The following is a 22,525-nucleotide window of genomic DNA, read 5'->3' as shown; positions in this document are numbered from 1 at the left end:
GGCAGGCGTTGTCACACCCGCCCCGTAGTCTGTACCGCACGCATTGACGGGTCACAGGAACGGGGCGGGCGGTGTCTTCGGGGGAGACCTCAGGCGGAAACAACAAGGGCGACGGGACCGGTCGCGTGCTGGCGGGGCGCTATCGCGTCGTGGCCCAACTCGGGCGCGGCGGCATGGGCGTCGTCTGGAGAGCCGTCGACGAGGTACTGGGCCGTGAGGTCGCGGTCAAGGAGCTGCGCACCTACACCGACGCCGACGGGCCCGAACTCGCCGACCTGCGGCTGCGGATGCAGCGCGAGGCGCGCGCGGCGGCCCGGGTGCGGCACCCCGGAGTCGTCGCCGTTCACGACGTGACCGAGGTCGACGGCCGTCCGCTCATCGTCATGGAGCTCGTCGACGGGCCGTCCCTGGAACAGGTGTTGCGCGAGCGCGGCTCCCTCGACCCGGTCGAGGCCGCCGGCATCGGTGCCAAGGTGATGGACGCGCTGGCGGCCGCCCACCGGGCCGGCGTCCTGCACCGTGACGTGAAGCCCGGAAACATTCTGCTCGAGGGGTCAGGCCGCGTCGTCCTGACGGACTTCGGCATCGCGGCCATGGACGAGCCGGGCGACGGCGCGGCCACCCGCCTGACCCGCAGCGGTGCGCTCGTCGGCTCCCTGGACTACCTCGCGCCCGAGCGGGCCCAGGGCGCCGAGGCGAGCCCGGCCTCCGACGTCTGGGCCCTGGGAGCCACGTTGTACGCGGCCGTCGAGGGTTCCTCGCCCTTCCGCCGTACCTCGACGTACTCCACGCTCACCGCGATCGTCAGCGAGCCCCTTCCGGAGCCGGAGCGCGCGGGCCTGCTCACCCCCGTACTCCAGCAGCTGCTGGACAAGCGGCCCGAGACCCGTCCGGAGGCCGAGCAGGGGCGCGCTCTGCTGCAGGCGGTGGCGGACGCGGGCGGCACGGACACGCCGACGACCACCCTGCGCGATCACACGGCGCCGAGGGCGGAGACGGAGCCCGACGTCCCTTCGCTGCCTCCCGGGTTCTTCATGCCGGGGGCCGCGCAGGGACCGGCGCCGGCGGCGCAGGATTCCGCTCCCACCGAGCAGCGCGGGCCGGTGACGCCCGGCTCCGCCCCGGCCGGACAGCACGACCAGGCGGCGCCCGGCCTCAACCCGACGCCGTACGCCGCACCCGCGATGCCGGGCTTCGGCCCGCCCGCTTCCCAAAACCGGGCACCGGACCTGGCGACGGCCCCCACCGGGCCCATACCTCCCTCGACCTCCCCGCGCCACAAGGGCCGCGCCCTGCTCGCCGCCGTGGCCGTCACCGTCGTCCTCGCGGCGGCCGGAGGAACCGTCGCCCTGCTGAACTCGCGGAACACGGCAGCGAACGCGCACCCCACCTCGTCCTCCACGGAGGCCCAGGCGTCCGCATCCGTCTCCGACCGCACCGACGCCGACCACTCGGACGGCCCCAAGCCGACGGAACAGGGCGACAAGAAGAGCCCGACGCCAACCAAGGCCGACGGTCAGAAGAGCGAGGCCACGCCCACGAGCCGGGCCTCGTCCTCGTCCACGGCGAAGTCCCCGGGCGGCGGCACCACCGGGGGTGGTACCACGGGCGGCACGTCGTCAGGCGGCACCACCGGAGGCGGCAGCGGCGGTACGACGGGCGGAGGGGGCGAGACCACCCCGGCACCGGCCTGCACCTCCATAGGCGGCGGCAAGTACAACTGCACGGTCTGGCGCACCGCCAAGTCCTACACCGCCTCCGGCACCGAGGTCGGTGTCCTCGGCGCGGGCACCAACTACTTCTACTGCCAGCAGAACCTGGGCCGGCGCGAGACGTACGGCCAGTGGACCAACGTCTGGTGGGCGAAGACGGACGACGACAGCGGCAACACGAACGTCTACATCAGCGACGTCTACATCAAGGGTGGCGACAACGACCAGCCGATCCCCGGCCTCCCGGTGTGCTGACGCCCGTCACGCTCACCTGTCCGCCACGTACCGTTCCAGCCCCGACACCGTCACCAGTTTCTCCTCGGCGAACACCCGGGTGCCCCGCTCGCACAGCTCGGCGTCGGCACGCGCCCGCGTGCAGAACTCCTCGGGTGTGACACCGAACAGCTCCCGCAACCGGGCCGAACCGACAAGGAGTTCGGTGATCAGCGCCCGCTGACCGGGATGCCCGCGAGGCGCCCCCGAACCGTTGCGCAGGACCCCGCGGCGGTTGACGTAGATGTACGCACCGGGCAGCGGCGTCCCGTCCTCCAACTCGATCCGCACCTCGGGCTCCTGCAGCCAGGCGCGCCGGAAGTTGCCGTAGCGCAGCGGCACGCCCTCGCTCGCGTCGATCACCGCGAGCTGCGCGGCGTCCAGCCAAGTCACGAACAACTCCCGTGCGGCTCCCGGCGCCTCGACCGGTGACGCGGACACATAGCCCAGGCGGCTGACGTGCGCGGAGACGCCCACGTCGATCCCGGTGACCCGGACGCGCACCATCGGGATGGGCGAGGCGATCCCCGACTCGTCCATTTTGCGGCGCAGTTGGCCCGGGCAGGCGTTGGAGCCGACCGCCACCACGGGGACGCGGTCCTCGTGCACCAGGAGGTCGAGGGGCAGGAACCGGTCGCCCTCGAGGAGCCCGGACCGCGCGGGCCAGGCCCCCGGGTAGAGCAGCGGGTGGTCACGCGGGGCCACCGCGAGGCCCAGCGCTTCGAGGCTGTGATCCGCTTCAGCGTCCACGGGCGGCTCAGTCCGCCGGCGGCAGCTCGCCCGAGCCACGGGTGATCAGCCGGGTCGGCAGCTCGATGCGCTCCGGGGTGAGCAGGGTGCCGTCCAGCTGGCGGAAGAGGCGGTCGGCGGCGGTGCGGCCGAGGGCCGCCGCGTCCTGGGCGACGACGGTGACACCCGGCTGCAGCAGATCGGCGAGCTCGAAGTCGTCGAAGCCGACCAGGGCGATCCGGCGGGGCTGCTCGGCGAGGACACGGACCACGGTGACCGTCACGCGGTTGTTGCCCGCGAAGACAGCGGTTACCGGAGCGGGGCCGGAGAGCATCTCCTCGGCGGCCCGGCGCACCCGCTGCGGGTCCGTGACGCCAAGGGACATCCAGGAGTCCTCGACCGGGATGCCCGCGTCCTCCATGGCGGCCCGGTAGCCCCGCAGCCGCTCGGCGGCCGTGTGGATACGGGGCATGTCGCCGATGAAACCGATCCGGCGGTGGCCGTGGGCGATGAGGTGGGCGACGCCGTCGCGGGCGCCGCCGTAGCTGTCGGACAGGACGACATCGGCGTCGATCTTCCCGGCGGGCCGGTCGACGAACACCGTGGCGACGCCCGCCCTGATCTCCGGCTCGAGATAGCGGTGGTCGTCACCGGCCGGAATGATCACCAGGCCGTCCACCCGTCGCGCACACAGGGCCAGCGCCAGCTCCTGCTCGCGATCGGGGTCTTCCGCGCTGGAGCCGTTGATCAGCAGGGCGCCGTGCGCGCGGGCCACCTCCTCGACGGCCCGGCTGAGGGGGCCGTAGAACGGGTCGGCGAGGTCTTCGAGGACCAGGCCGATGCTGGCGGTGCGGCCCTTGCGCAGCACGCGCGCGCTGTCGTTGCGGCGGAAGCCGAGCGCGTCGATGGCCTCCTGGACGCGGCGCTCGGTCTCGGGGGTGACGCCGGGCTCGCCGTTGACCACACGGGAGACGGTCTTCAGGCCGACTCCGGCGCGCGCCGCCACGTCCTTCATGGTGGGACGGTTGCCGTAACGCGTTGCGGAGAGGGGGGTTGTTCGGCGAGCGGTCTCGGGCACGATGCGCTGTCCTGTCCTGTCTCGTCCACGGGTCTCGTCCACGGGGATGCGTCAGACCATGAGTTTGTATGAGGATGTGGCGTCGAGCATAGAGCCTGGACAACGTTGTCATATGCACGAGAGACTGTCCATCGCAATCTCCGGCCTGCGCCCCCACCGCCAGACCGGCCCGCCCGTCTCCGTAGTTGAAGGGGGAACTTTCCCCTGGTCGACGGGGATCCGACTGTTTTCGGGGAGATCCGACACTGATGCACACCGACCTCGTGGCAGCGCTCGACATCGGCGGTACCAAGATCGCCGGGGCGCTGGTGGACGGCCACGGCCAGATCGTGGTGCGCGCTCAGCGTGCGACACCCGCGCAGCAGGACGGCGAGACCGTGATGGGTGCCGTGCAGGACGTCCTCGGCGAGCTGACCGCCGCGCCCCTGTGGGGCCGCGCCACGGCCCTCGGTATCGGGAGCGCCGGCCCGGTGGACGCCTCCGCGGGCACGGTGAGCCCGGTGAACGTGCCGGGCTGGCGCGACTACCCCCTTGTCCGGCGGGTCCAGGACGCGGCCGGAGGACTGCCGGTCGAACTGATCGGTGACGGCGTGGCGATCACGGCGGCCGAGCACTGGCAGGGCGCCGCCCGCGGTCACGACAACGCGCTGTGCATGGTGGTCTCCACGGGCGTCGGCGGCGGCCTGGTCCTCAACGGTCAGCTGCACCCCGGCCCCACCGGCAACGCGGGCCACATCGGCCACATCAGCGTCGATCTCGACGGCGACGCCTGCCCGTGCGGATCACGCGGGTGCGTGGAGCGCATTGCGAGCGGCCCCAACATCGCCCGCCGCGCCCTGGAGCACGGCTGGCAGCCCGGCCCCGACGGCGACACCTCCGCGGCCGCGGTGGCCGCCGCCGCCCGCGCCGGAGACCCGGTCGCTCTCGCTTCCTTCGAGCGCGCAGCCCAGGCACTGGCCGCCGGCATCGCCGCCACCGCCACGCTCGTCGAGATCGACATCGCGGTGATCGGCGGGGGCGTGGGCAAGGCGGGTGACGTGCTGTTCACGCCGCTGCGCAAGGCCCTCAGCGACTACGCGACGCTGTCCTTCGTACGGCGCCTGGAGATCACGCCGGCCCAGATGGGCACGGACGCCGGGCTGGTCGGGGCGGCCGCGGCCGCGCTCGCCAAGCGGGCGGACGCGGCCGCGGTCTGAGGGGCGTGCACAGCAGGAACGTTCACGTGCGCTGCTGGGCTCTCCGAAGCGGGCTCAGCAGGTCAGCTGTGCGTTCGCCCAGTCCGCATGGTCCGAGTCGATGCCGTCGCCGCCGTCGGTGACGACGAGGCGGACCACCTGGGCGCCGGTCACATCAGCGGTGAGCGGCTGGGCGGGCATCGTATTGGTCAGGACGCCGGTCGAGGCGACCTTGGTGCCGTCGGCCCAGACCTCGAAGGCGACGGTGCCGTTTGCGCCCTTCTCGTCGTCGACGCCGACGTCCGCGGTGACCGTTGTGCAGGCTTTGCCGGTGTAGTACTCGACGGCGCTCTCGGCGTGGACCCCGAGTCCCATGTCATATACCACTGTGCCGATGGTGATCGGATGGCCGTCGCCCGCGGCGCTCTCCCCGTTGCTGGTGTTGCGCTCGACCGGACCGTATCCGTTGGTGGCCGACAGCCAAGGCAGGTCGCCCAGCCTGGACGTCCCCGACGGCGGTGGCACGACGACGGACGCGGTCAGCGGAACCGTGCTGTCGACGCGGATACCGGTCGTCGAGCGGTAACTCGCCCTGAGCGTCAGGTCGTACGACCCCGTCGGCGTCCCCGCCGGGGCGGTGACCGACCACTTGGTGCGCAGGGAGCGGCCGGTCGGCAGGGAGGCGGCCGTGGTCCGTGAGGTCGCCTGGATCGCCCAGCCCCGGGGCCCGGTCAGCGAGACGGACACGCGCTCGGCAGGCGTACGGCCCAGGTCGGTGACGGTCGACGTCAGCCCGGCCGCCTTGCCGGCCTCGACCAACGGGCCGCCGTCCAGGCCGAGTTCGACGGCGGGCGGGTGCACGGCCCACTTGGGGTCGGCGGAGACGCGTACCAGGACCGTGCCGTGCGCCGGTACGGTCGCCGAGATGGTGCCGGCGGTGTTGTAGCTCCTGTGCTGCCACAGGTCGCGCAGGGTGTAGGCGTCGGCGGCGGGCAGGCCCACGGCCTTCGCGGTCGTGCTGATGTGCTGGGCGGTTCCGGACTCGTTGAAGAGGGCCACTGCACGGCTGCCGTCCTTCATCTCCTTGGCGACGACCCAGCGCCCGCCCTGGGAGGAGACGACCGTGCCCTGCTTGCCCAATGGGTCCTGGTCGACGGCGACGACCTCCTTGTTGTCGAGGATGTCGAAGGTCGCCTGGGAGGCCTTGCGCAGGTCAGAGCCGATCAGGAGCGGCGCGGCCATGATCGACCACATCGAGAAGTGCGAGCGGTACTCGGTGTCCGTCATGCCGCCGTTGCCGACCTCCAGCATGTCGGGGTCGTTCCAGTGCCCGGGGCCCGCGTACGGGGCGAGCGGAAGGTTCTTCTTCAGGATGGACAGCATCGAACCCCAGTTGTCGCTGATGTCACCCGTCGTGCGCCACAGGTGGCCCACGTCGGCCGCCCATTCCCAGGGTTTGTTCTCGCCCCATTCGCAGATGCTGTAGACGATCGGGCGACCGGTCGCCTTGAGGGCGTCGCGCATGGTCGTGTAGCGCACCTTGGCGTCCACGCCTTGGTTATTGCAGTTGTCGTACTTGACGTAGTCCACGCCCCAGTCCGCGAACTGCCGGGCGTCGCTGTACTCGTGACCGAGCGCGCCCGGGAATCCTGCGCTGTTGCAGGTCTTCGTGCCCGCGCTGGTGTAGATGCCGAGTTTGAGCCCCTTGGCGTGGACGTAGTCGGCGACCGCCTTGATCCCGTTCGGGAAGCGGACCGGATCCGGTACGAGTTTGCCGTCCGCGTTCCGGGCCGGCAGGGCCCAGCAGTCGTCGAGGTTGACGTACTGGTATCCGGCGTCCTTGAGGCCTTTCTCGACGAAGATGTCCGCGATTCCCTTGACCATGGACTCGTTGAACTCGGCACGGCAGTGCGTGGAGTTCCAGTTGTTGAAGCCCATCGGAGGGGTGAGGGCGAGGCCGTCGGCCAGGGTGGGGGCGGCAGGCGCGGTGGTGGGCGCCGCCAGGGCGGGCGCGGCGAGTCCCGCCGCGCCCAGCAGTCCTGCGGCGAGCGCTCCGACCACTCTTCGGCGGGTTGTGCGGGTGGGAAGGTGACGCATCGTTACGTTCCTCCGAGCACACGAGAGGTGGGATGACGTCATGTCCGCGTCATCGCTGCGCGTTTACGGTAGGACGTGTCGGACTGTGTTGGAAGAGAGTGCGTAGCAGTTGTTCGATATCCCGTCAGGTCCCGGTGGTGTGATGCGCACCGGGATGAGATCCAAGCCGTGCGTTTGGTTGTGTTGGGTGGCACTCCCTGCGCGGGGTGTATGGCTCGGCCGCCCTTCGGTTCATTGGCCCAGTCCAAGATGCGGAAAGTCGTCGGATGTCCCAGCAGGATCTCTTGCGTCAGCGGGCAAGACGTTTTGAACGTGTTCAAGTTTCTGGTTTAGGCTTCCCGTCATACGAAGGGGGAAGCCTGATGAAGATCGTCATTCCCGGTGGGACGGGGCAGGTCGGCGCGATCCTGAGGCGCGCGCTGACGGCCGCCGGTCACGAGGTCGTGATCCTCACCCGGCGGCCGCTGCGCGCGGGCGAGGTGTGCTGGGACGGCGAGAACCTGGGCCCCTGGGCCGAAGAGATCAACGGCAGTGACGTCGTGATCAACCTGGCGGGGCGCAGCGTCAGCTGCCGGTACACCCCGGCCAACCTGAAAGCCATGATGGACTCCCGGGTGAACTCCGCCCGGGTCGTCGGCGAGGCGATCGCGTCCGCCGCGCAGCCGCCCCGCGTCTGGCTCCAGATGAGTACCGCCACGGTGTACGCGCATCGCTTCGACGCGCCCAACGACGAGACGGCCGGCGTGATCGGCGGCAGCGAGCCCGGCGTCCCCGGCTACTGGGCCTACAGCGTGGAGATCGCCAAGAACTGGGAACGGGCGCAGGAGGACGCCGACACGCCCCGCACCCGCAAGGTCGCCCTGCGCTCCGCCATGGTGATGAGCCCCGATCGCGGCGGAGTCCTCGACGTGCTGCTGCGGTTGGCGCGGCTCGGCCTGGGTGGCCCGGTCGCGGGCGGTGCGCAGTACGTGTCCTGGATCCACGAGCGCGACTTCGTCCGCGCGGTGGAGTTCCTCGTCGACCGGGACGACCTCGCCGGGCCGGTGAACCTCGCCGCTCCCGGACCGCTGCCGCACCGCGCCTTCATGCGGGCCCTGCGCACCGCCTGGGGCATGCCGGTCGGGCTGCCCGCCACGCGCTGGATGGCGGAGCTCGGCGCGTTCGCCCTGCGCTCGGACACCGAACTGCTGCTGAAGAGCCGCCGGGTCGTCCCCGGCCGTCTGCTCGAAGCGGAGTTCGCCTTCGAGTACGCCCGGTGGCCCGAGGCGGCCGCCGATCTGGTGCGCCAAGTACGAGACGGACGAGGGCGTGACCCGCGGGCGGTTTCCCAGTTGAACCGGGCATGAAGAAGCGCAGCATGCTCGCCATCGCCTCCCTCGCCACCGGGTTCGTCGTCGCCGCCATCACCCCCTCGCAACACGCCGACCACCAGGTGGTCGGTGATCACCAGACGCTCGGCGACCTGGGCGTCGAGGACACCGTCGGCACGGTCACCCACACGACCGGCGACGAGGGCCTCGCCGGCCCCGGCAAGACCCTCGGCCGGTAACACCGACGCGTTCGAGGCCGGATCGTGGCGCCGGTGCCCCTGCAGCAGGGGCACCGGCGCCCCCTTTTGTGCGTCCTCAACTGGAGCTGGTTTCCGTGGCAGGGTGGAGCGGGCAAGCCTCAGGGGGCCAATAGAAGAGGGGGACCTGTGACCGTCGTCTGGATCAACGGCGCGTTCGGTGCGGGGAAGACCACCACCGCACGGGAACTGATCGAGCTGATCCCGAACAGCACGCTCTTCGACCCCGAGGTGATCGGCGCTGCGCTCACGCACCTTCTGCCGCCCAAACACCTCGCCGAGGTCGGCGACTACCAGGACCTGCCGATCTGGCGACGTCTCGTGATCGACACGGCGGCCGCAATGCTCGCCGAACTGGGCGGAACCCTGGTGGTTCCGATGACCCTGCTGCGCCAGGAGTACCGCGACGAGATCTTCGGCGGCCTCGCAGCACGCCGTATCTCCGTCCGGCATGTCCTCCTCGCCCCGGCGGAAACGATCCTGCGGGAGCGAATAGCCGGCCGCGAGGTGCCGTCCGACCTGGCGGACGGCGAGATACGGGTACGGCAGTGGTCGTACGACCACATCGAGCCCTACCGTGCCGCCCTCGCGTCCTGGCTCACTGCCGATGCCTATCCCGTCGACACGGGGGCCCTCACTCCGTATGAGAGTGCGCTCCGTATTGCTGAGGCCGTCAGCGCGGGAGAGGTGGTGGTATGTGACATAGTACAAACTCCCGAACCCACCGCCGAGACGCTCGCCGCAGGCGTCCTCCTCTTCGACGAGCAGGACCGCGTTCTCCTCGTGGACCCCACCTACAAGGCCGGCTGGGAGTTTCCCGGCGGTGTCGTCGAACCCGGCGAGGCCCCCGCCCGGGCCGGCATGCGCGAGGTCGCCGAGGAGACCGGCATCCACCTCGACGAGGTTCCCCGCCTTCTGGTCGTCGACTGGGAGGCCCCGGCACCGCCCGGCTACGGCGGACTGCGCCTCCTCTTCGACGGCGGCCGCCTCGACGCCACCGAAGCCGCACGGCTCCTGCTGCCCGGACCCGAGCTGCGCGACTGGCGGTTCGCCACCGAGGAGGAGGCCGCGGACCTGCTGCCGCCGGTGCGCTACGAGCGCTTGCGCTGGGCCCTGCGGGCGCGCGAGCGCGGGGCGGCGCTGTATCTGGAAGCGGGCGTCCCGGTCGGCTGACCTCGGCCGAACCCCCGCGATGCCGACGTGACTTCTGTGGCTTCTGAGTGGTTGTCAGGCGACTTTGCCCTGCGTGATCTGAAAGAGGTACACACGAGTTCTACCGTCAGTGCGCAGCTCAGCTCTCTCGCGGCCGCTCGGCCGCCTCGACAAGGCCGCGGAGCCTCCGTCGGCCGGAGGAGGGACATGCCGCAACTGTCTGCCCTCACAAGGGGACTTGCTCTTGCCGCCGGGCTCGTGCTGGCTCTGGCCGCCTGCAGCGGCGGCTGTTCGCGAACCGGCTGACGGAGAGCGAGCGCGAGACCTACATCGAGGAGGTGCCCGCGCTGATCGACCGGGGCTGCGGGAACCCGGTCGCCTGCCACTACGCGGAGAGCGTCGAGCTGTTGTAGGCGAGACGCAGCTCTTCGTACGGGTAGGGGGTCTGCCGGCTCTCCGTGCGCAGTCGGCCGAGGAAGCCGTTGAGGACGGCGGCCAGCGGCGCATCACGGGCGATGATCGCGGCGGCGGTCCGGGGGATGCCGTCGGGGTGCGCGCCGATCGCGCAGGCGCGCACGAACGCCTCCCGCTCGCGCCGGTCGTACCCGTACAGGGCGGTGACGAGCCAGTTGACCAAGTGGGCGCGGGAGTAGACGAGGTCGTAGTCGCGGTGACGGTCGTAGAAGGCGCGCTCCGGCCGGGACAGCCGGAACCGGGAGCTGAACGCGAGCCCGTAGTCGGTCAGGAAGAACTGCTCGCCGTCGGTGAGGACGTTCTGGAAGTGGGCGTCGAAGTGCAGGAGTTGGCGTTCGCGGAGGAAGCCGGTCAGCGCGCCCAGCCACTCGTCCACCTGCCTGCAGATCCGATCCGAGTCGTCGGCGCGCACCTGGGTGTCGAGCCAGTCGTGGAGGGTGTGCGGGAAGTACTCCAGGAACAGGGCCAGGCTCGCGGACGATGTCCGCAGGGCCTCGAGGCGCTCACGGACCGGTGGGGAGCCACCGCAGTAGGCCACCGTCCCTTCCACGTCGGCCAGTTCCTCGGGAAGTGGCTGGACGGTGTCCGGCAGCACCCGCCAGTGGTGCATCAGGGGGAAGCCGGTGAAGCGGTCGGAGAGCACCCAGTTCGTCGTCATCGTGTGTGCGGCCAGCTCGCGCCAGGCGCCGAAGCCTGGGCTGCGGCCTGTGCCGTAATGGCAGAAGGGCGGCAGCTCGAACAGATTCGCCGTGGACCGCGCGTTCTCGGGCAGCAACTCGATGTCCGTGAGCGGCATCCGCTTCACGAAGACCCGTCTGCCGTCCACCTCGACCAGCACGTAACGCCCGCCGATGCCGACGCCCGCAGGGGTTCCCGAGGCCAGGAGGCCCGCCAGCTCGTGGTCGCTGAGCAGGCCCAGGGAGGTGGCGATGTCGGTGTGGGCGGCGCGGCGCGCGGCGGAGGACATGACCTCCATGGTCAGGGTGACGACGGGTGCGTGTCTGCCGATCGGCGAAGTGCCGTCCTCGCGTGTGCGATCAGTGGGTCGCGAGCAGGAGGCATCAGGGGGCACGGACGCGTGTCGTTGCCGACGTGTCGGACCACCGGTTCCTGGTCGCCGCGCCTGCGATCGCCGTGATCACCCAGGGCACCTCGGTCGCGACCGCCGCCCGTCGGACGGGGGTTGAGCGAGTGTCAGGTCCATCATGCCTGGTCGGAGACGCTTTCGGTAGGACGCAGCGCACGCTCGTTCGACCTTGTGGCGGACGGTGCCGTACCCGCAGACTCGTCGTCATCCACTCTCCGGCCCACGTGCCGGCAACCGTCATCGGCTGCCGGCACGTTCGCTGTGCTGTCTCGCCGTGTGACACGCACCAGTCGGGGAGGGACGGGACGAAGGGGATCGATGGACCGGGACATGATCGTGCTGGCAAAGGTCCGGCTGCTCAGTGCCAACCGGCGGGTGGTGCGGGGCGCCGAGGGACTGTGGATCTACCGACTGCTGACGCAGGTCGAGCCGGCGGTGTACGGATCGAAGCTGGTGTACGTCCTGGTGGAGGAGAGCGGCTCACCCCTGGTGCGGGAGTTGCCCGAGCGACGGCTGGCCCTGCTGAACGAGGCCGTGGACGTGGCGAAGGCCCTCAGCACGGCGAACCCCTACCGGGAGAAGATGCTGGCGAGGGCACTGGCCGCCAGGCAGCGCGAACTTGAGGCTGGTGCGGCGAAGCCGCGAGAACTCGAATGACCCGGTAGGTGACAGGCGTCGCCTTGAACGTGGGGTCCTGGCCGAGGCCGGGGCCCCACGCGCCCGGTGCCTGGCGCCGGTGCCCAAGGGGCGCTCCTTGGACCTGCCTATCCTGGTGCGGGCCAGGTGATCAGCGCAGACGTGCCCGCCGCGCGTGGCCGCCGACGCGGCTCTTGGACGAAGAGGAGTGTGAGATGACGGTGCGCGTGCTGAGAGCGGACGAGCGCCCGGCCGTGCCGTGGAAGAACGGGGGCGGACTGACCCGCGAGGTCGCCTCTTCTCCCAGCCAGGCAGGGATGTCGGACTTTGTGTGGCGGGTGAGTCTCGCCGACGTGGCCGAGCCGGGTCCTTTCTCCCGCTTCGAAGGTGTCGACCGGATCATCACCCTGGTCGACGGGCCAGGCATGGTGCTGACCGTCGATGGCACCTCGCACACCGTGGCCGAGCGGTACGTCCCCTTCCCCTTCCCCGGGGAGGCAGTCACCGACTGCCGGCTGCTCGGCGGTCCGCTCGTCGATTTCAACGTGATGGTCCGGCGCGGACGGGCCACCGCGCAGGTCGCGATCGTACGGGACCGGGTGGCGCTCTCCGCTCTCGCTGAGACGACGCTGCTCGTGGTCGTACTGGACGGCTCCGCAGTTTTCGAGGCGTCCGGCCTGGTCCTCGACCGCTTCGACGGGGCCCTGATCACCGACGCCCGCGAGGAGGCCCTCAAGGTGACCGGCATCGCAGCGCTCGTCACCCTCACCGGCACAGCCGCAGAGGGATAGTTCAGGTCGGGTACGACCCGGCGGCCGGGGGAGCCGGGGGAAGGCCGGTCCTCGACCAGGGCAAGGACGGTCTGGGTTCGAGGAGCGCGGGTTCACGCCGACGGCTCCGGGCGGGCTGCGCCCAAGGCGGCGGACGCAGAAGGGCCCCCGTCCGTGGACGAGGACCCTTTCCGCGTTGCAGAGCCGTCAGTTCGCGGCGTAGTTCTGCAGGAACAGCGCCTCCGCCACCGACAGCCGTTCCAGTTCCTCGGGCGAGACGCTCTCGTTCACCGCGTGGATCTGGGCCTCCGGCTCGCTCAGGCCGATCAGGAGGATCTCCGCCTGCGGGTAGAGGGCGGCGAGGGTGTTGCACAGGGGGATCGAGCCGCCCTGACCGGCGTACTGCATCTCCTGGCCGGGGTAGGCGACCGCCATCGCCTCGGCCATCGCCGCATACGCCGGGCTGGTGGTGTCGGCACTGAACGGCTGGCCCTGACCGACCTGTTCGGTGCGCACCCGGGCGCCCCACGGGGTGTGCGCCTTCAGGTGGGCCTGCAGCAGCTTGGTGGCCTCGGCCGCGTCGACGCCCGGGGGCACCCGCAGGCTGACCAGGGCGCGGGCACCCGCCTGCACCGACGGGGTGGCGCCGACGACGGGCGGGCAGTCGATACCGAGGACCGTGACGGCCGGGCGTGCCCAGATACGGTCGGCGACCGAGCCGGAGCCGATCAGCTGCACGCCGTCCAGCACCTTGGCGTCCTGGCGGAACTGCTCCTCGTCGTACTGCAGGCCCTCCCAGCGGGTTTCGGGGGTGAGCCCGTCGACGGTGGTCGAACCGTCCTCCGCGCGCAGCGAGTCCAGTACGCGGATGAGCGCGGCCAGGGCGTCGGGGGCGGCGCCGCCGAACTGGCCGGAGTGGAGGTTGCCGCGGAGGGTGTCGATCTGGATGCGGACCAGGGTCATGCCGCGCAGCGTGGAGGTGACCGTCGGCAGACCCACGCGGAAGTTGCCCGCGTCGCCGATGACGATGGTGTCGGCCGCCAGGAGGTCGGGGTGGGCCTCGGCGTAGCGCTCCAGACCACCCGTGCCCATCTCCTCCGAGCCCTCGGCGATGACCTTGATGTGCACGGGCACGCCGCCGTTGGCCTTCAGGGCGCGCAGCGCGAGCAGATGCATGATCACGCCGCCCTTGCAGTCGGCGGCGCCGCGCCCGTACCAGCGGCCGTCGCGTTCTGTCAGCTCGAAGGGCGGGGTCGTCCAGGCGGCCTCGTCCAGCGGCGGCTGGACGTCGTAGTGGGCGTAGAGCAGGACGGTCCTGGCGCCCTCGGGGCCGGGCAGGTAGCCGTACACGGACTGCGTGCCGTCGGGGGTGTCGAGGAGGGCGACGTCCTGGAATCCCTCGGCGGTCAGCGCGTCGGCGACCCAGTTCGCGGCGCCCTCGCTCTCGCTCCTGGGGAACTGGTCGAAGTCCGCCACTGACTTGAACGCCACCAGTTCGGCGAGCTCCGTCTGCGCCCTCGGTATCAGCGAGGCGACGGTCTCGGCGACCGGATTCGACGACATGGGCACGCTCCTTGTGGGTGCGACGTTGTACGTGTGGATATCGGGATCCTCCCACAGCGGCCTGCGGTGATGTCCGCCGTAGGATGCGGGGGACAGGTGCGGCAGCGGCTTGATCGGGAGCAGTAGACCATCGTGAGCAGCGAGAACTCTTCGGCGGACGACGTGCAGCGGGTGTGGGACGTCGTCGTGGTGGGGGCGGGGCCCGCGGGGGCCTCGGCCGCCTACGCGGCGGCGGTCGCGGGACGCAGCGTGCTGCTGCTGGAGAAGGCGGAGCTGCCGCGCTACAAGACGTGCGGCGGCGGGATCATCGGCCCCTCGCGTGATGCTCTGCCGCCGGGCTTCGAGCTGCCGCTGCAGGACCGGGTGCACGCGGTGACGTTCTCGAACAACGGGCGCTTCACTCGCACCCGGCGCTCCAGGCAGATGCTGTTCGGGCTGATCAACCGGCCCGAGTTCGACCAGCAGCTCGTCGAGCACGCGCAGAAGGCCGGAGCCGAGCTGCGCACCGGCGTCACCGTGCAGCGCGTGGAGCAGCACGGCTCGGCGGTGCCGGACCGGCGTACGGTCGCCGTGTTCCTGCAGGGCGGCGAGACACTGCTCGCGCGGGCGGTGGTGGGCGCGGACGGCAGCGCCAGCCGGATAGGGGCGCACGTCGGGGTGAAGCTCGACCAGGTGGACCTCGGCCTGGAGGCGGAGATCCCGGTGCCGCAGACCGTCGCCGAGGACTGGAAGGGGCGGGTGCTCATCGACTGGGGCCCGATCCCCGGCAGTTACGGATGGGTGTTCCCCAAGGGGGACACGCTCACGGTCGGGGTGATCTCGGCACGCGGTGAAGGCGCGGCCACCAAGCGGTACTTGGAGGAGTTCGTCGGACGGCTCGGTCTCGCCGGGTTCGAGCCGAGCGTCTCCTCCGGCCACCTGACCCGGTGCCGGGCCGATGACTCGCCGCTGTCCCGGGGACGGGTGCTGGTGTGCGGGGACGCGGCGGGGCTGCTGGAGCCGTGGACCCGCGAGGGCATCTCGTTCGCGCTGCGCTCGGGGCGGCTCGCGGGGGAGTGGGCGGTGCGGATCGCCGAGGCGCACGACGCGGTGGACGCCCGGCGCCAGGCCCTGAACTACGCGTTCGCGATCAAGGCCGGACTCGGCATCGAGATGAGCGTCGGCAAGCGTCTGATGACGGCGTTCGAGCGCCGGCCGGGCCTGTTCCACGCGGCGCTGACCGGGTTCAGGCCCGCGTGGAACGCGTTCAGGGACATCACGCGCGGCTCGACGTCCCTCGCCGAGATCGTGCGCACCCATCCGATGGCCCAGCGGGCGCTGACCGCGCTCGACCGGCGCCCGGTGGCCGGCGGCGAGGTCAGCTCCTGACCGTGATCAGGAAGACCGGGTGGTCCGGGGCGATGCGGCGCAGCTCGGCATCGGGGGAGTCGGGGCCCACCCCGTTGAAGAAGACCCCGACCTCGGCCTTCCAGCGCTTGAGGTAGGCGCGCAGCAGCGGGACCTTGTCGTCGTCGGCGACCTCGGTCGCGGTGAACACGTCGACGCTCTTGCCGAGGCGCAGCTCGCCGCCGCCCGCCGCCCGCATGTTGTGCGTCCACTGGACGTGACCGCGCGGGGCGAGCAGATACTGCTGCCCCTCCACCGTCAACAGGTTCACGGGGGTGGTGCGCCACTCGCCGCTCTTGCGTCCACGAACCGCCAGGACCCGTGAGCCCCAGACGCTGATGCCGCGGCGCGTCATCCACGCCACGGCGCGGTTGAAGACGTTGACGGTGAACCAGCCGGGCTTCTTGACGTGTGTGGACATGGGGACCCCCATCGGTGAGTGAAAGAGCGCCGCTCGCTTTTGTGAGCGCTGCTCTCGCTTGATGAAGAGTCTGCACTGGATCGGCGATCGAAAGCAAGAGCGCTGCTCTCCTTTTTGTTCGCTGCTCTCTGTTGTGTGCACTGCTCTCGTTTCGTGGGAGACTGCTTCCCATGAGCACCGCACACGGCGCCCGCGCCCGAGCCAGGATCGAGGTCACCGCTGCCATCAAGGAAGAGGCGCGCAGACAGCTCGCGGCCGAGGGTGCCGCCAAGCTCTCGCTGCGCGCCGTGGCACGCGAGCTCGGCATGGCCTCCTCCGCGCTCTACCGCTACTTCCCGAGCCGCGACGACCTGCTGACCGCCCTCATCATCGACGCGTACGACTCCGTGGGCGAGGCGGCCGAGGCGGCGCACACCGCCGCGGCCGAGGCCGGACCCGTGCAGCGCTGGACCACCGTCTGCGAGGCCGTACGCGAGTGGGCCCTCGCGCATCCCCACGAGTACGCGCTGATCTACGGCTCCCCGGTGCCCGGCTACAAGGCGCCCGACACCACCGTCCCGGCCGCCGCCCGCGTCGCTCTCGTCCTGATCGGCATCGTCCGCGACGCCCGGCTGGGCCCCGGCCTCGCCCTGCCCGTTCTCCCCGCCGAACTGGTTCCCGAGGCCGAGCGGATGGCAGCCGACTTCGCCTCCGACCTGCCGCCCGCCGTCGCCCCGGCCCTCGTCGCGGCCTGGGCCCAGCTCTTCGGGCTGATCGGGTTCGAGCTGTTCGGCCAGTTCCACCGGGTCGTGGAGGACCGGGCGGCGTTCTTCCGGCATGCGGCGGAGCAGCTCGCCCTCGGCGTCGGGCTGACGTGAGCCGAGGCGCGGGGTGGTACTTCCCCGGGAGTACAGCTGATCACCACGCCCGGCGGACGCCGTGCGTGCCCGGCCACGTCTAGCGTGGCGGTCATGGACGAGCAGCGTGTGCACGGGGGCGGGCCGCCCCAGTGGTGGCGGCACGGGCCGCCGTGGATGAACCGCTGGGGCGACGAGCACCAGCAGGCCCGGTGGCCGTGGCGTTCCACCGCGCTGCTCACCGTCTTCGTGCTCGCCGGCTCCCATTACGCGGCGCATCAGCAGGAGGGCAGGCGGGCTGCCCTCGACATCTTCGCGCGCGTGCTGCTGCTGGTGGGCTCGGGACTGCTGCTGTGGCGGCAGCGCCATCCGGTGCTCGTCGTGTACGGCACCGCTGCCGCCGCGATGGTCTACCTGGGGGCCGGATACGCGTACGGGCCGGTCTTCTTCACCGTGGTGGTGGCCTGCTTCAGCGCAATCGTCTCGGGACATCGGCGGGCCGCCTGGGGTGCGGTGGCGATGCTGTGGGCCGGGCACATGCTGGTGGCCCACTGGCTCTACCGCTGGCTGCCGCCGTCGCGGGACCCGGCGGCCCCCTGGGCGCAGGAGGCCGTGATCGCCGCATGGGTCGCGGCGATCGTGGCGGTGGCGGAGCTGGCCCGGATCCGGCGCGAGCAGTGGGCCAAAGAGCGGGCCGAGCGGGCACAGGCGGCGCGGCGGCGGGCCGACGAGGAGCGGCTGCGGATCGCCCGGGAGCTGCACGACGTCCTCGCCCACAGCATCTCGGTGATCAATGTGCAGGCGGGCGTCGGCCTCGCCCTCCTCGACACCGACCCCGAACAGGCGCGCACCGCGCTCACCACCATCAAGGCCGCCAGCAAGGAGGCGCTCGGCGAGGTCCGCCAGGTCCTCGACACGCTCCGCACGCCGGGAGACGCCCCGCGCGCTCCGGCACCCGGCCTCGACCGGCTGCCCGAGCTGGTGGAACAGGCGGCAAGCGCGGGCCTCACGGTGGACGTCGAAGGCGAACCTCCCCTCCTGCCGCCCGGCACCGACCTCGCCGCCTTCCGTATCGTCCAGGAGGCCCTCACCAACGTCGTACGGCACTCGGGCTCACGCCACGCGCGCGTGCACGTCGACCACGACGAGCAGACGCTACGGCTGCGCATCGACGACGACGGGCCCGCGACCGGCGCCGACGCGGGCGGCAGCGGCAACGGTCTGGCCGGAATGCGGGAGCGTGCCGCGGCGCTGGGTGGCACGATCGAGGCGGGTCCGCGCACGGACGGCGGCTTCCGGGTGCTCGCCGTACTGCCGCTCAAGGTCAAGGCCAAGGAGGACGACCGGTGATCCGTGTACTGCTCGCCGACGACCAGTCACTGGTGCGGGCCGGCTTCAAGGCGCTGCTCGACGCGCAGCCGGACATCAAGGTGGCCGGGGAGGCGGCCGACGGTGAGGAGGCGGTGCGCAAGGTGCGCGAACTGCGCCCGGACGTCGTGCTGATGGACATCCGCATGCCACTGCTGGACGGCCTGGCGGCGACCCGCCGGATCACCGACGACGAGGCCCTGCGGGGCGTCAAGGTGGTCATGCTCACCACCTTCGAGCTCGACGAGTACGTCTTCGAGGCGATCCGTTCCGGCGCTTCGGGCTTCCTGGTCAAGGACACCGAACCGGACGAACTCCTCCGCGCCGTCAGGGCGGTGGTCGAGGGCGACGCACTGCTCTCACCCGGCGTGACCCGCCGTCTGATCGCCGAGTTCGCCGCCCGCTCCAAGGAGCCCGCGGCCGCCGACGCCCTCGCCGAACTCACCGAGCGGGAACGGGAGGTGATGGCCCTGGTCGGCATCGGCCTGTCCAACGAGGAGATCGCCCGCCGTCTGGTCGTCAGCCCCCTCACCGCGAAGACCCACGTCAGCCGCACCATGGTCAAGCTGGGCGCCCGGGACCGGGCCCAACTGGTCGTCCTGGCCTACGAGTCGGGGTTGGTGCGGCCGGGCTGGCTGGGCTGAGCTCCCCGCCGGAAGCGCACCACGACGCTCACGGCCCGCACGACGAACACGATCGGGGCGAGCGTCAGGCCCGCCCGCAGCAGCAGCCTCGACAGCAGGTCCGGCAGGTCGAAGAGCAACGCCGGTCCGGCGACGGCCCCGAACACGACTCCGGCCGCGAACACCGCACTGACCACCGCGTAACCGATCTCGACAGTCATCGCGTCCTGTTCGGCCTTGCGGCCCCGTCCCCCGTACCCGTCCATGCCCCCAGTCTCACAGCGGGGCGCCCGGCGGGACAAGCAGGTCCCGCCGGGCGCGCAGAGGGCAAGGGCCCCCATTCGGGTCGTGCGAAGTCCGCTGCGGGTTCGGCCGCGCTCCAAGGGGGCGCGGGGCTGTGACACATGCGGCTCCGCCGCGTGGGCGCGACCAGCCACGACGGGCCGCCAGACATCGACGGCCCATCGCGGCCCCGCGGCGGAGCCGCAGATCAGATGCAGCCCGTGGAGCGCCTAGTCGCGTACCGGTACGCGCTCCGCCTCCGGAGAAGTGGACTTGGCGACCACGACGGACTGCTGGGGACGGTGCGTCCGCAGGCCCGTGAGCGTGATCAGCAGCCCGGCGACGGCGATACCCGTCACCACCACCAGCCCGGGCCGGTAGCTGTCCAGCACGGCCTGCGGGGTGGCGTGTTCGGGGGCTCCGGCGGTCACCACCGCGGTCACGACGGCAAGGAAGATCGCGCCGCCCACCTGCACCGAGGTGTTCAGCAGCCCGGAGACCATGCCCTGCTCGTGGTCCTCGACGCCGTTGGTGGCCTGGATGTTGAGCGAGGGGAAGACCAGCGCGCAGGCCGCGCCGATCAGCAGCATCGACGGCAGGATGACGGCCGCGTACACGGGGTCGAGGTTCACGCGCAGGAACAGCGCGTACCCGACGACCATCAGCGCGAAGCCCGCCGCGATCAGCCGCTGGGTGCCGAACCGGTCGACGATCGAGCCGACCTTCGTCGAGGACACCGCCACCAGCGCGCCGGCCGGCAGGAAGGCGAGCGCCGTGTGCAGCGCCGACCAGCCGAGCAGTGACTGCATGTACAGGGTGACCAGGAACTGGAAGCCGACGTAGGACCCGAAGAAGGCCATCGCGCCGAGCTGGGCGCGGATCTGGCTGCCGGAACGCAGCACGCCGAGCCGGATCAGCGGACCAGCCGAGCGCCGCTCGACGAGCACGAACACGGTCAGCAGTACGGCGACGGCCAGGAAGGACAGCAGCGTACGGGCCGACGCCCAGCCGACCTGCGGTGCCTGTACGACGGTGAAGACGAGCAGCAGCATCGACGCGGTGCCGATGACGGCGCCGGGGATGTCGTAGCCGTTGTGGTCCTTCTCGCGTTCGCTGCGCGGCAGCAGCTTCAGGCCCGCCACCAGGGCGATCAGGGCGATGGGCGCGGGCAGCAGCATGGTCAGGCGCCAGCTGGCCTCGGTGAGCAGACCGGAGAGCACCAGACCCATCGAGAAACCGGTGGCCGCGCAGGTGGTGTAGATGGACAGGGCCCGGTTGCGCAGCGGGCCCTCGGCGAAGGTCGTGGTGATGATGGACAGGCCGGCGGGCGCGGTGAAGGCCGCGCTCAGGCCCTTGATGAAGCGGCTGGCGATCAGCAGCGGACCTGAGTCGACGAGCCCGCCGAGCAGTGAGGCGAGCGCGAACACGCCCAGGGCGATCAGGAAGACCTGGCGCCTGCCGAGCAGGTCGGCGGTGCGTCCGCCGAGCAGCAGCAGACCGCCGTAGCCCAGGATGTAGCCGCTGACGATCCATTGCAGCGCCGAGGTGGACAGATCGAGGTCGGAGCCGATGGACGGCAGCGCGACGCCGACCATCGACACATCGAGCGCGTCCAGGAACATCGCGGCGCACAGCACCAGCAGGGTGCCCCACAGCCGGGGAGTCCAGCGAGCCGCCGAGGACGGGGCCGCAGGGGTGGAGAGCGGAGAGGTCATGGACACAGACACTACATGCGCATGCATCGAATGCAAATGCATTTAATTCCGATGCAAAAAAACGGTGCCTCTGCTACGGTGCGCGAATGGTGGCGAAGAAGGCCGAACAGGCGCTCGTGGACCAGTGGCGGGACATCCTCGCCCTGCATGCCCGCACCCAGTGCGAACTCGACCGCGCACTGCATCAACACGGCCTGTGCGCCAGCGACTTCGAGGTGCTGGACGTGCTGTCCGGCGACTCGTGCAACTACCGCGTGCAGGAGATCTCCGAGCGGGTCCATCTCAGTCAGAGCGCGCTGTCGCGGCTGATCGCCCGGCTGGAGAAGGACGGCCTCGTCGAGCGCGCCATGTGCGCGGAGGACCGGCGGGGTGTCCGCGTCGCCCTCACTGCGAAGGGGCGCACGCTGCACGGCGAGGTGCTGCCGGTGCACCGTGAAGTCCTGACGCGGATGCTGGCGGTCGACCTCAGCTCCAGGTGACGGCCGACCTTTCGCGCCACAGTGCGGCGACCGAGGTGTCCCCGGTCACGGCCTCGAACGGCAGCCGGTTCCACAGCGCCAAGTACAACTGCGCGGCGGGCCCGGCCACTTCGCAGTCTGCATCACCCGCCCCGTCCCGCACGGCCACCGGCGGCTCCTGAGACAGCCGTACGGTCCACACCGCACCGTCCCTGTCCGTCGCCCGTACCCGCAGCACCCGGGGCTCGTCGCTGCGGATCTTGCTCTTGGGACGGGCGTGGAAGCCGCGCAGCAACTCGTCGATGCCGTCCGCCGCGAAGCCGGGGTCGATCCCGCTCGGCGCTCCGCCCCTCGCCGACTCCGCGTCGATCCGGTGCACGGTGGTCTCGTGCGCCTGCCGTCGGGCCCAGAACGCGAGTGGTGACGGCGCCGGCAGGAAGTGCCAGCACTGCACGTCGGGCGCGGCGGAGGCGAGGGTGTCGGCGAGATACCGGTGCCCCTCGCGGAACCAGGTCAGCAGTGCGTCGCCGTCGAGGTCGGGCAGCCCGCCGTCCGGGTGGTAGGAGGTGTGGCCCTCGGCGACGAAGGCGGCCGCCCATCGGTGCACCATCCCGATGTGCCGCAGCAGGTCCTTCACCTGCCAGTCCGGGCACGTCGGCACCTTGGCGTCGGTGCCGGCCTCCTCGGCGGCCGCGGCCAGCAACCGGCCCTCCCGGTCCAGGATCTCCACGAACTCGGCTGTCTCCATGGGGCGAGTCTGCCTGATGGAGTGCGGTCGAAGACAAGAGCGGGCGACTACGCCCGCCAGGTGTAGCGGCGTTCCGGGCTGCCGGCGCTGCCGTAACGCAGGCTGACGTCGGCGTTGCCCATGGTGTGGAAGCGCTCCAGGTAGCGGCGGGCGCTGACGCGGGAGATACCGGTGGCGGCCGCGCACTCGGCCGCGGACAGGGTGCCGTCGCTGTCGCGCAGGGCGCGCTCGATCAGCTCAGCGCTCTCCACGCTCAGGTCCTTGGGCAGACTGGGCCGGCTGATCTCCCTGCTGCTGTCCCTGACCCCGGGTTCTGGCTGGTGAAGGAGCCGTTCGGAATGGACCTCGCCCAGGCCACGAAGACCCAGACGGTGG

General features: G+C 71.2%; 21 protein-coding genes and 1 pseudogene. 12 read left to right on the top strand and 10 right to left on the bottom strand.

The features are described from left to right. Positions 1-71 precede the first annotated feature (71 nt). Complete coding sequence (locus EDD92_RS05800; RefSeq protein WP_123963308.1) at positions 72-1,967, top strand: serine/threonine-protein kinase; 1,896 nt, start codon at positions 72-74, stop codon at positions 1,965-1,967. A 12-nt stretch (positions 1,968-1,979) separates the two neighbouring features. Here EDD92_RS05800 and EDD92_RS05795 read toward each other — a convergent pair whose 3' ends face one another. Both EDD92_RS05795 and EDD92_RS05790 read right to left on the bottom strand, forming a co-directional pair. Beyond that, positions 1,980-2,735, bottom strand: coding sequence for a hypothetical protein (locus tag EDD92_RS05795; RefSeq protein WP_399181991.1), 756 nt, complete (start codon positions 2,733-2,735; stop codon positions 1,980-1,982). 7 nt (positions 2,736-2,742) lie between these two features. Continuing rightward, the gene (locus EDD92_RS05790) at positions 2,743-3,792 is read right to left on the bottom strand and encodes a LacI family DNA-binding transcriptional regulator (protein WP_185123945.1); all 1,050 of its coding nucleotides are present in this window, start codon (positions 3,790-3,792) and stop codon (positions 2,743-2,745) included. 248 nt (positions 3,793-4,040) lie between these two features. Between EDD92_RS05790 and EDD92_RS05785 the strand changes: the two genes are divergently transcribed. Next, positions 4,041-4,988: an ROK family protein gene (locus tag EDD92_RS05785; RefSeq protein WP_123963305.1), complete on the top strand. Its 948-nt coding sequence runs from the start codon at positions 4,041-4,043 to the stop codon at positions 4,986-4,988. A 54-nt stretch (positions 4,989-5,042) separates the two neighbouring features. Here the strand turns inward: EDD92_RS05785 and EDD92_RS05780 are convergent, their stop codons facing one another. Beyond that, positions 5,043-7,064 carry an NPCBM/NEW2 domain-containing protein gene (locus tag EDD92_RS05780; RefSeq protein ID WP_185123944.1) on the bottom strand — a complete coding sequence of 674 codons (2,022 nt, stop codon included), beginning with the start codon at positions 7,062-7,064 and terminating at the stop codon, positions 5,043-5,045. Positions 7,065-7,426: 362 nt separating this feature from the next. Between EDD92_RS05780 and EDD92_RS05775 the strand changes: the two genes are divergently transcribed. The 3 genes from EDD92_RS05775 (at position 7,427) to EDD92_RS05765 (ending at position 9,804) form a co-directional block, all read left to right on the top strand. After that, on the top strand, positions 7,427-8,410 hold the full coding sequence (locus EDD92_RS05775; RefSeq protein WP_123963304.1) for a TIGR01777 family oxidoreductase: 984 nt from the start codon (positions 7,427-7,429) through the stop codon (positions 8,408-8,410). Continuing rightward, a complete protein-coding gene (locus EDD92_RS05770; RefSeq protein WP_123963303.1) occupies positions 8,407-8,613 on the top strand; it encodes a hypothetical protein in 207 nt (68 codons plus the stop codon). The genes EDD92_RS05775 and EDD92_RS05770 overlap by 4 nt, the downstream gene beginning before the upstream one ends. A gap of 147 nt (positions 8,614-8,760) precedes the next feature. After that, complete coding sequence (locus tag EDD92_RS05765) at positions 8,761-9,804, top strand: NUDIX hydrolase (protein WP_123963302.1); 1,044 nt, start codon at positions 8,761-8,763, stop codon at positions 9,802-9,804. A 364-nt stretch (positions 9,805-10,168) separates the two neighbouring features. On the opposite strand, the gene EDD92_RS05755 is transcribed toward EDD92_RS05765, so the two are convergent. After that, positions 10,169-11,224 carry a protein kinase family protein gene (locus EDD92_RS05755; RefSeq protein WP_123963301.1) on the bottom strand — a complete coding sequence of 352 codons (1,056 nt, stop codon included), beginning with the start codon at positions 11,222-11,224 and terminating at the stop codon, positions 10,169-10,171. A 450-nt stretch (positions 11,225-11,674) separates the two neighbouring features. Between EDD92_RS05755 and EDD92_RS05750 the strand changes: the two genes are divergently transcribed. Next, positions 11,675-12,001, top strand: a complete 327-nt coding sequence (locus EDD92_RS05750) for a hypothetical protein (RefSeq protein WP_260326337.1) — start codon at positions 11,675-11,677, stop codon at positions 11,999-12,001. 194 nt (positions 12,002-12,195) lie between these two features. After that, positions 12,196-12,771, top strand: a complete 576-nt coding sequence (locus EDD92_RS05745; RefSeq protein ID WP_123963299.1) for a HutD family protein — start codon at positions 12,196-12,198, stop codon at positions 12,769-12,771. 186 nt (positions 12,772-12,957) lie between these two features. Here EDD92_RS05745 and EDD92_RS05740 read toward each other — a convergent pair whose 3' ends face one another. Next, positions 12,958-14,313 carry a dipeptidase gene (locus EDD92_RS05740; RefSeq protein ID WP_123963298.1) on the bottom strand — a complete coding sequence of 452 codons (1,356 nt, stop codon included), beginning with the start codon at positions 14,311-14,313 and terminating at the stop codon, positions 12,958-12,960. Between the two features lie 132 nt (positions 14,314-14,445). Between EDD92_RS05740 and EDD92_RS05735 the strand changes: the two genes are divergently transcribed. Continuing rightward, complete coding sequence (locus EDD92_RS05735; RefSeq protein ID WP_123963297.1) at positions 14,446-15,681, top strand: geranylgeranyl reductase family protein; 1,236 nt, start codon at positions 14,446-14,448, stop codon at positions 15,679-15,681. Here the strand turns inward: EDD92_RS05735 and EDD92_RS05730 are convergent. After that, positions 15,671-16,120, bottom strand: a complete 450-nt coding sequence (locus EDD92_RS05730; RefSeq protein ID WP_123963296.1) for a nitroreductase family deazaflavin-dependent oxidoreductase — start codon at positions 16,118-16,120, stop codon at positions 15,671-15,673. The two genes, EDD92_RS05735 and EDD92_RS05730, sit on opposite strands and share 11 nt — an antisense overlap. Before the next feature lie 170 nt (positions 16,121-16,290). Here EDD92_RS05730 and EDD92_RS05725 point away from each other — a divergent pair, with 170 nt between their 5' ends. The 3 genes from EDD92_RS05725 to EDD92_RS05715 all read left to right on the top strand — a co-directional run bounded on the left by EDD92_RS05725 (position 16,291) and on the right by EDD92_RS05715 (position 18,968). Then, a complete protein-coding gene (locus tag EDD92_RS05725; RefSeq protein WP_123963295.1) occupies positions 16,291-16,977 on the top strand; it encodes a TetR/AcrR family transcriptional regulator in 687 nt (228 codons plus the stop codon). A 93-nt stretch (positions 16,978-17,070) separates the two neighbouring features. Then, a complete protein-coding gene (locus EDD92_RS05720) occupies positions 17,071-18,306 on the top strand; it encodes a sensor histidine kinase (protein ID WP_123963294.1) in 1,236 nt (411 codons plus the stop codon). After that, on the top strand, positions 18,303-18,968 hold the full coding sequence (locus EDD92_RS05715) for a response regulator transcription factor (RefSeq protein ID WP_123963293.1): 666 nt from the start codon (positions 18,303-18,305) through the stop codon (positions 18,966-18,968). The genes EDD92_RS05720 and EDD92_RS05715 overlap by 4 nt, the downstream gene beginning before the upstream one ends. On the opposite strand, the gene EDD92_RS05710 is transcribed toward EDD92_RS05715, so the two are convergent. Together EDD92_RS05710 and EDD92_RS05705 are read right to left on the bottom strand one after the other, a co-directional pair. Continuing rightward, positions 18,929-19,213, bottom strand: a complete 285-nt coding sequence (locus EDD92_RS05710; RefSeq protein ID WP_123963292.1) for a DUF6332 family protein — start codon at positions 19,211-19,213, stop codon at positions 18,929-18,931. The two genes, EDD92_RS05715 and EDD92_RS05710, sit on opposite strands and share 40 nt — an antisense overlap. A 246-nt stretch (positions 19,214-19,459) precedes the next feature. Beyond that, a complete protein-coding gene (locus EDD92_RS05705; RefSeq protein WP_123963291.1) occupies positions 19,460-20,944 on the bottom strand; it encodes an MFS transporter in 1,485 nt (494 codons plus the stop codon). An 86-nt stretch (positions 20,945-21,030) separates the two neighbouring features. Here EDD92_RS05705 and EDD92_RS05700 point away from each other — a divergent pair, with 86 nt between their 5' ends. Beyond that, entirely contained in the window at positions 21,031-21,423 is a 393-nt protein-coding gene (locus EDD92_RS05700) for a MarR family winged helix-turn-helix transcriptional regulator (RefSeq protein ID WP_123963290.1), read from the top strand. On the opposite strand, the gene EDD92_RS05695 is transcribed toward EDD92_RS05700, so the two are convergent. Continuing rightward, complete coding sequence (locus tag EDD92_RS05695) at positions 21,410-22,150, bottom strand: maleylpyruvate isomerase family mycothiol-dependent enzyme (RefSeq protein ID WP_123963289.1); 741 nt, start codon at positions 22,148-22,150, stop codon at positions 21,410-21,412. The genes EDD92_RS05700 and EDD92_RS05695 overlap by 14 nt on opposite strands. A 47-nt stretch (positions 22,151-22,197) precedes the next feature. After that, a pseudogene (locus EDD92_RS05690) lies at positions 22,198-22,425 on the bottom strand (two-component system response regulator); the annotation flags it as partial. Positions 22,426-22,525: the final 100 nt, after the last annotated feature.

The organism is Streptomyces sp. TLI_185 (assembly GCF_003814765.1).
Lineage (GTDB): Bacteria > Actinomycetota > Actinomycetes > Streptomycetales > Streptomycetaceae > Streptomyces.
The sequence above is the reverse complement of the archived record's forward strand: the minus strand, read 5'-3'. Positions and strand labels throughout refer to the sequence as shown.

Coding starts and splice junctions, on each gene's coding strand:
- EDD92_RS05730 (WP_123963296.1), bottom strand. CDS start 16,120: ATGTCCACACACGTCAAGAAGCCCGGCTGGTTCACCGTCAACGTCTTC.
- EDD92_RS05700 (WP_123963290.1), top strand. CDS start 21,031: ATGGTGGCGAAGAAGGCCGAACAGGCGCTCGTGGACCAGTGGCGGGAC.
- EDD92_RS05710 (WP_123963292.1), bottom strand. CDS start 19,213: ATGGACGGGTACGGGGGACGGGGCCGCAAGGCCGAACAGGACGCGATG.
- EDD92_RS05740 (WP_123963298.1), bottom strand. CDS start 14,313: ATGTCGTCGAATCCGGTCGCCGAGACCGTCGCCTCGCTGATACCGAGG.
- EDD92_RS05755 (WP_123963301.1), bottom strand. CDS start 11,224: ATGTCCTCCGCCGCGCGCCGCGCCGCCCACACCGACATCGCCACCTCC.
- EDD92_RS05780 (WP_185123944.1), bottom strand. CDS start 7,064: ATGCGTCACCTTCCCACCCGCACAACCCGCCGAAGAGTGGTCGGAGCG.
- EDD92_RS05705 (WP_123963291.1), bottom strand. CDS start 20,944: ATGACCTCTCCGCTCTCCACCCCTGCGGCCCCGTCCTCGGCGGCTCGC.
- EDD92_RS05775 (WP_123963304.1), top strand. CDS start 7,427: ATGAAGATCGTCATTCCCGGTGGGACGGGGCAGGTCGGCGCGATCCTG.
- EDD92_RS05750 (WP_260326337.1), top strand. CDS start 11,675: ATGATCGTGCTGGCAAAGGTCCGGCTGCTCAGTGCCAACCGGCGGGTG.
- EDD92_RS05745 (WP_123963299.1), top strand. CDS start 12,196: ATGACGGTGCGCGTGCTGAGAGCGGACGAGCGCCCGGCCGTGCCGTGG.
- EDD92_RS05770 (WP_123963303.1), top strand. CDS start 8,407: ATGAAGAAGCGCAGCATGCTCGCCATCGCCTCCCTCGCCACCGGGTTC.
- EDD92_RS05725 (WP_123963295.1), top strand. CDS start 16,291: ATGAGCACCGCACACGGCGCCCGCGCCCGAGCCAGGATCGAGGTCACC.
- EDD92_RS05695 (WP_123963289.1), bottom strand. CDS start 22,150: ATGGAGACAGCCGAGTTCGTGGAGATCCTGGACCGGGAGGGCCGGTTG.
- EDD92_RS05785 (WP_123963305.1), top strand. CDS start 4,041: ATGCACACCGACCTCGTGGCAGCGCTCGACATCGGCGGTACCAAGATC.
- EDD92_RS05720 (WP_123963294.1), top strand. CDS start 17,071: ATGGACGAGCAGCGTGTGCACGGGGGCGGGCCGCCCCAGTGGTGGCGG.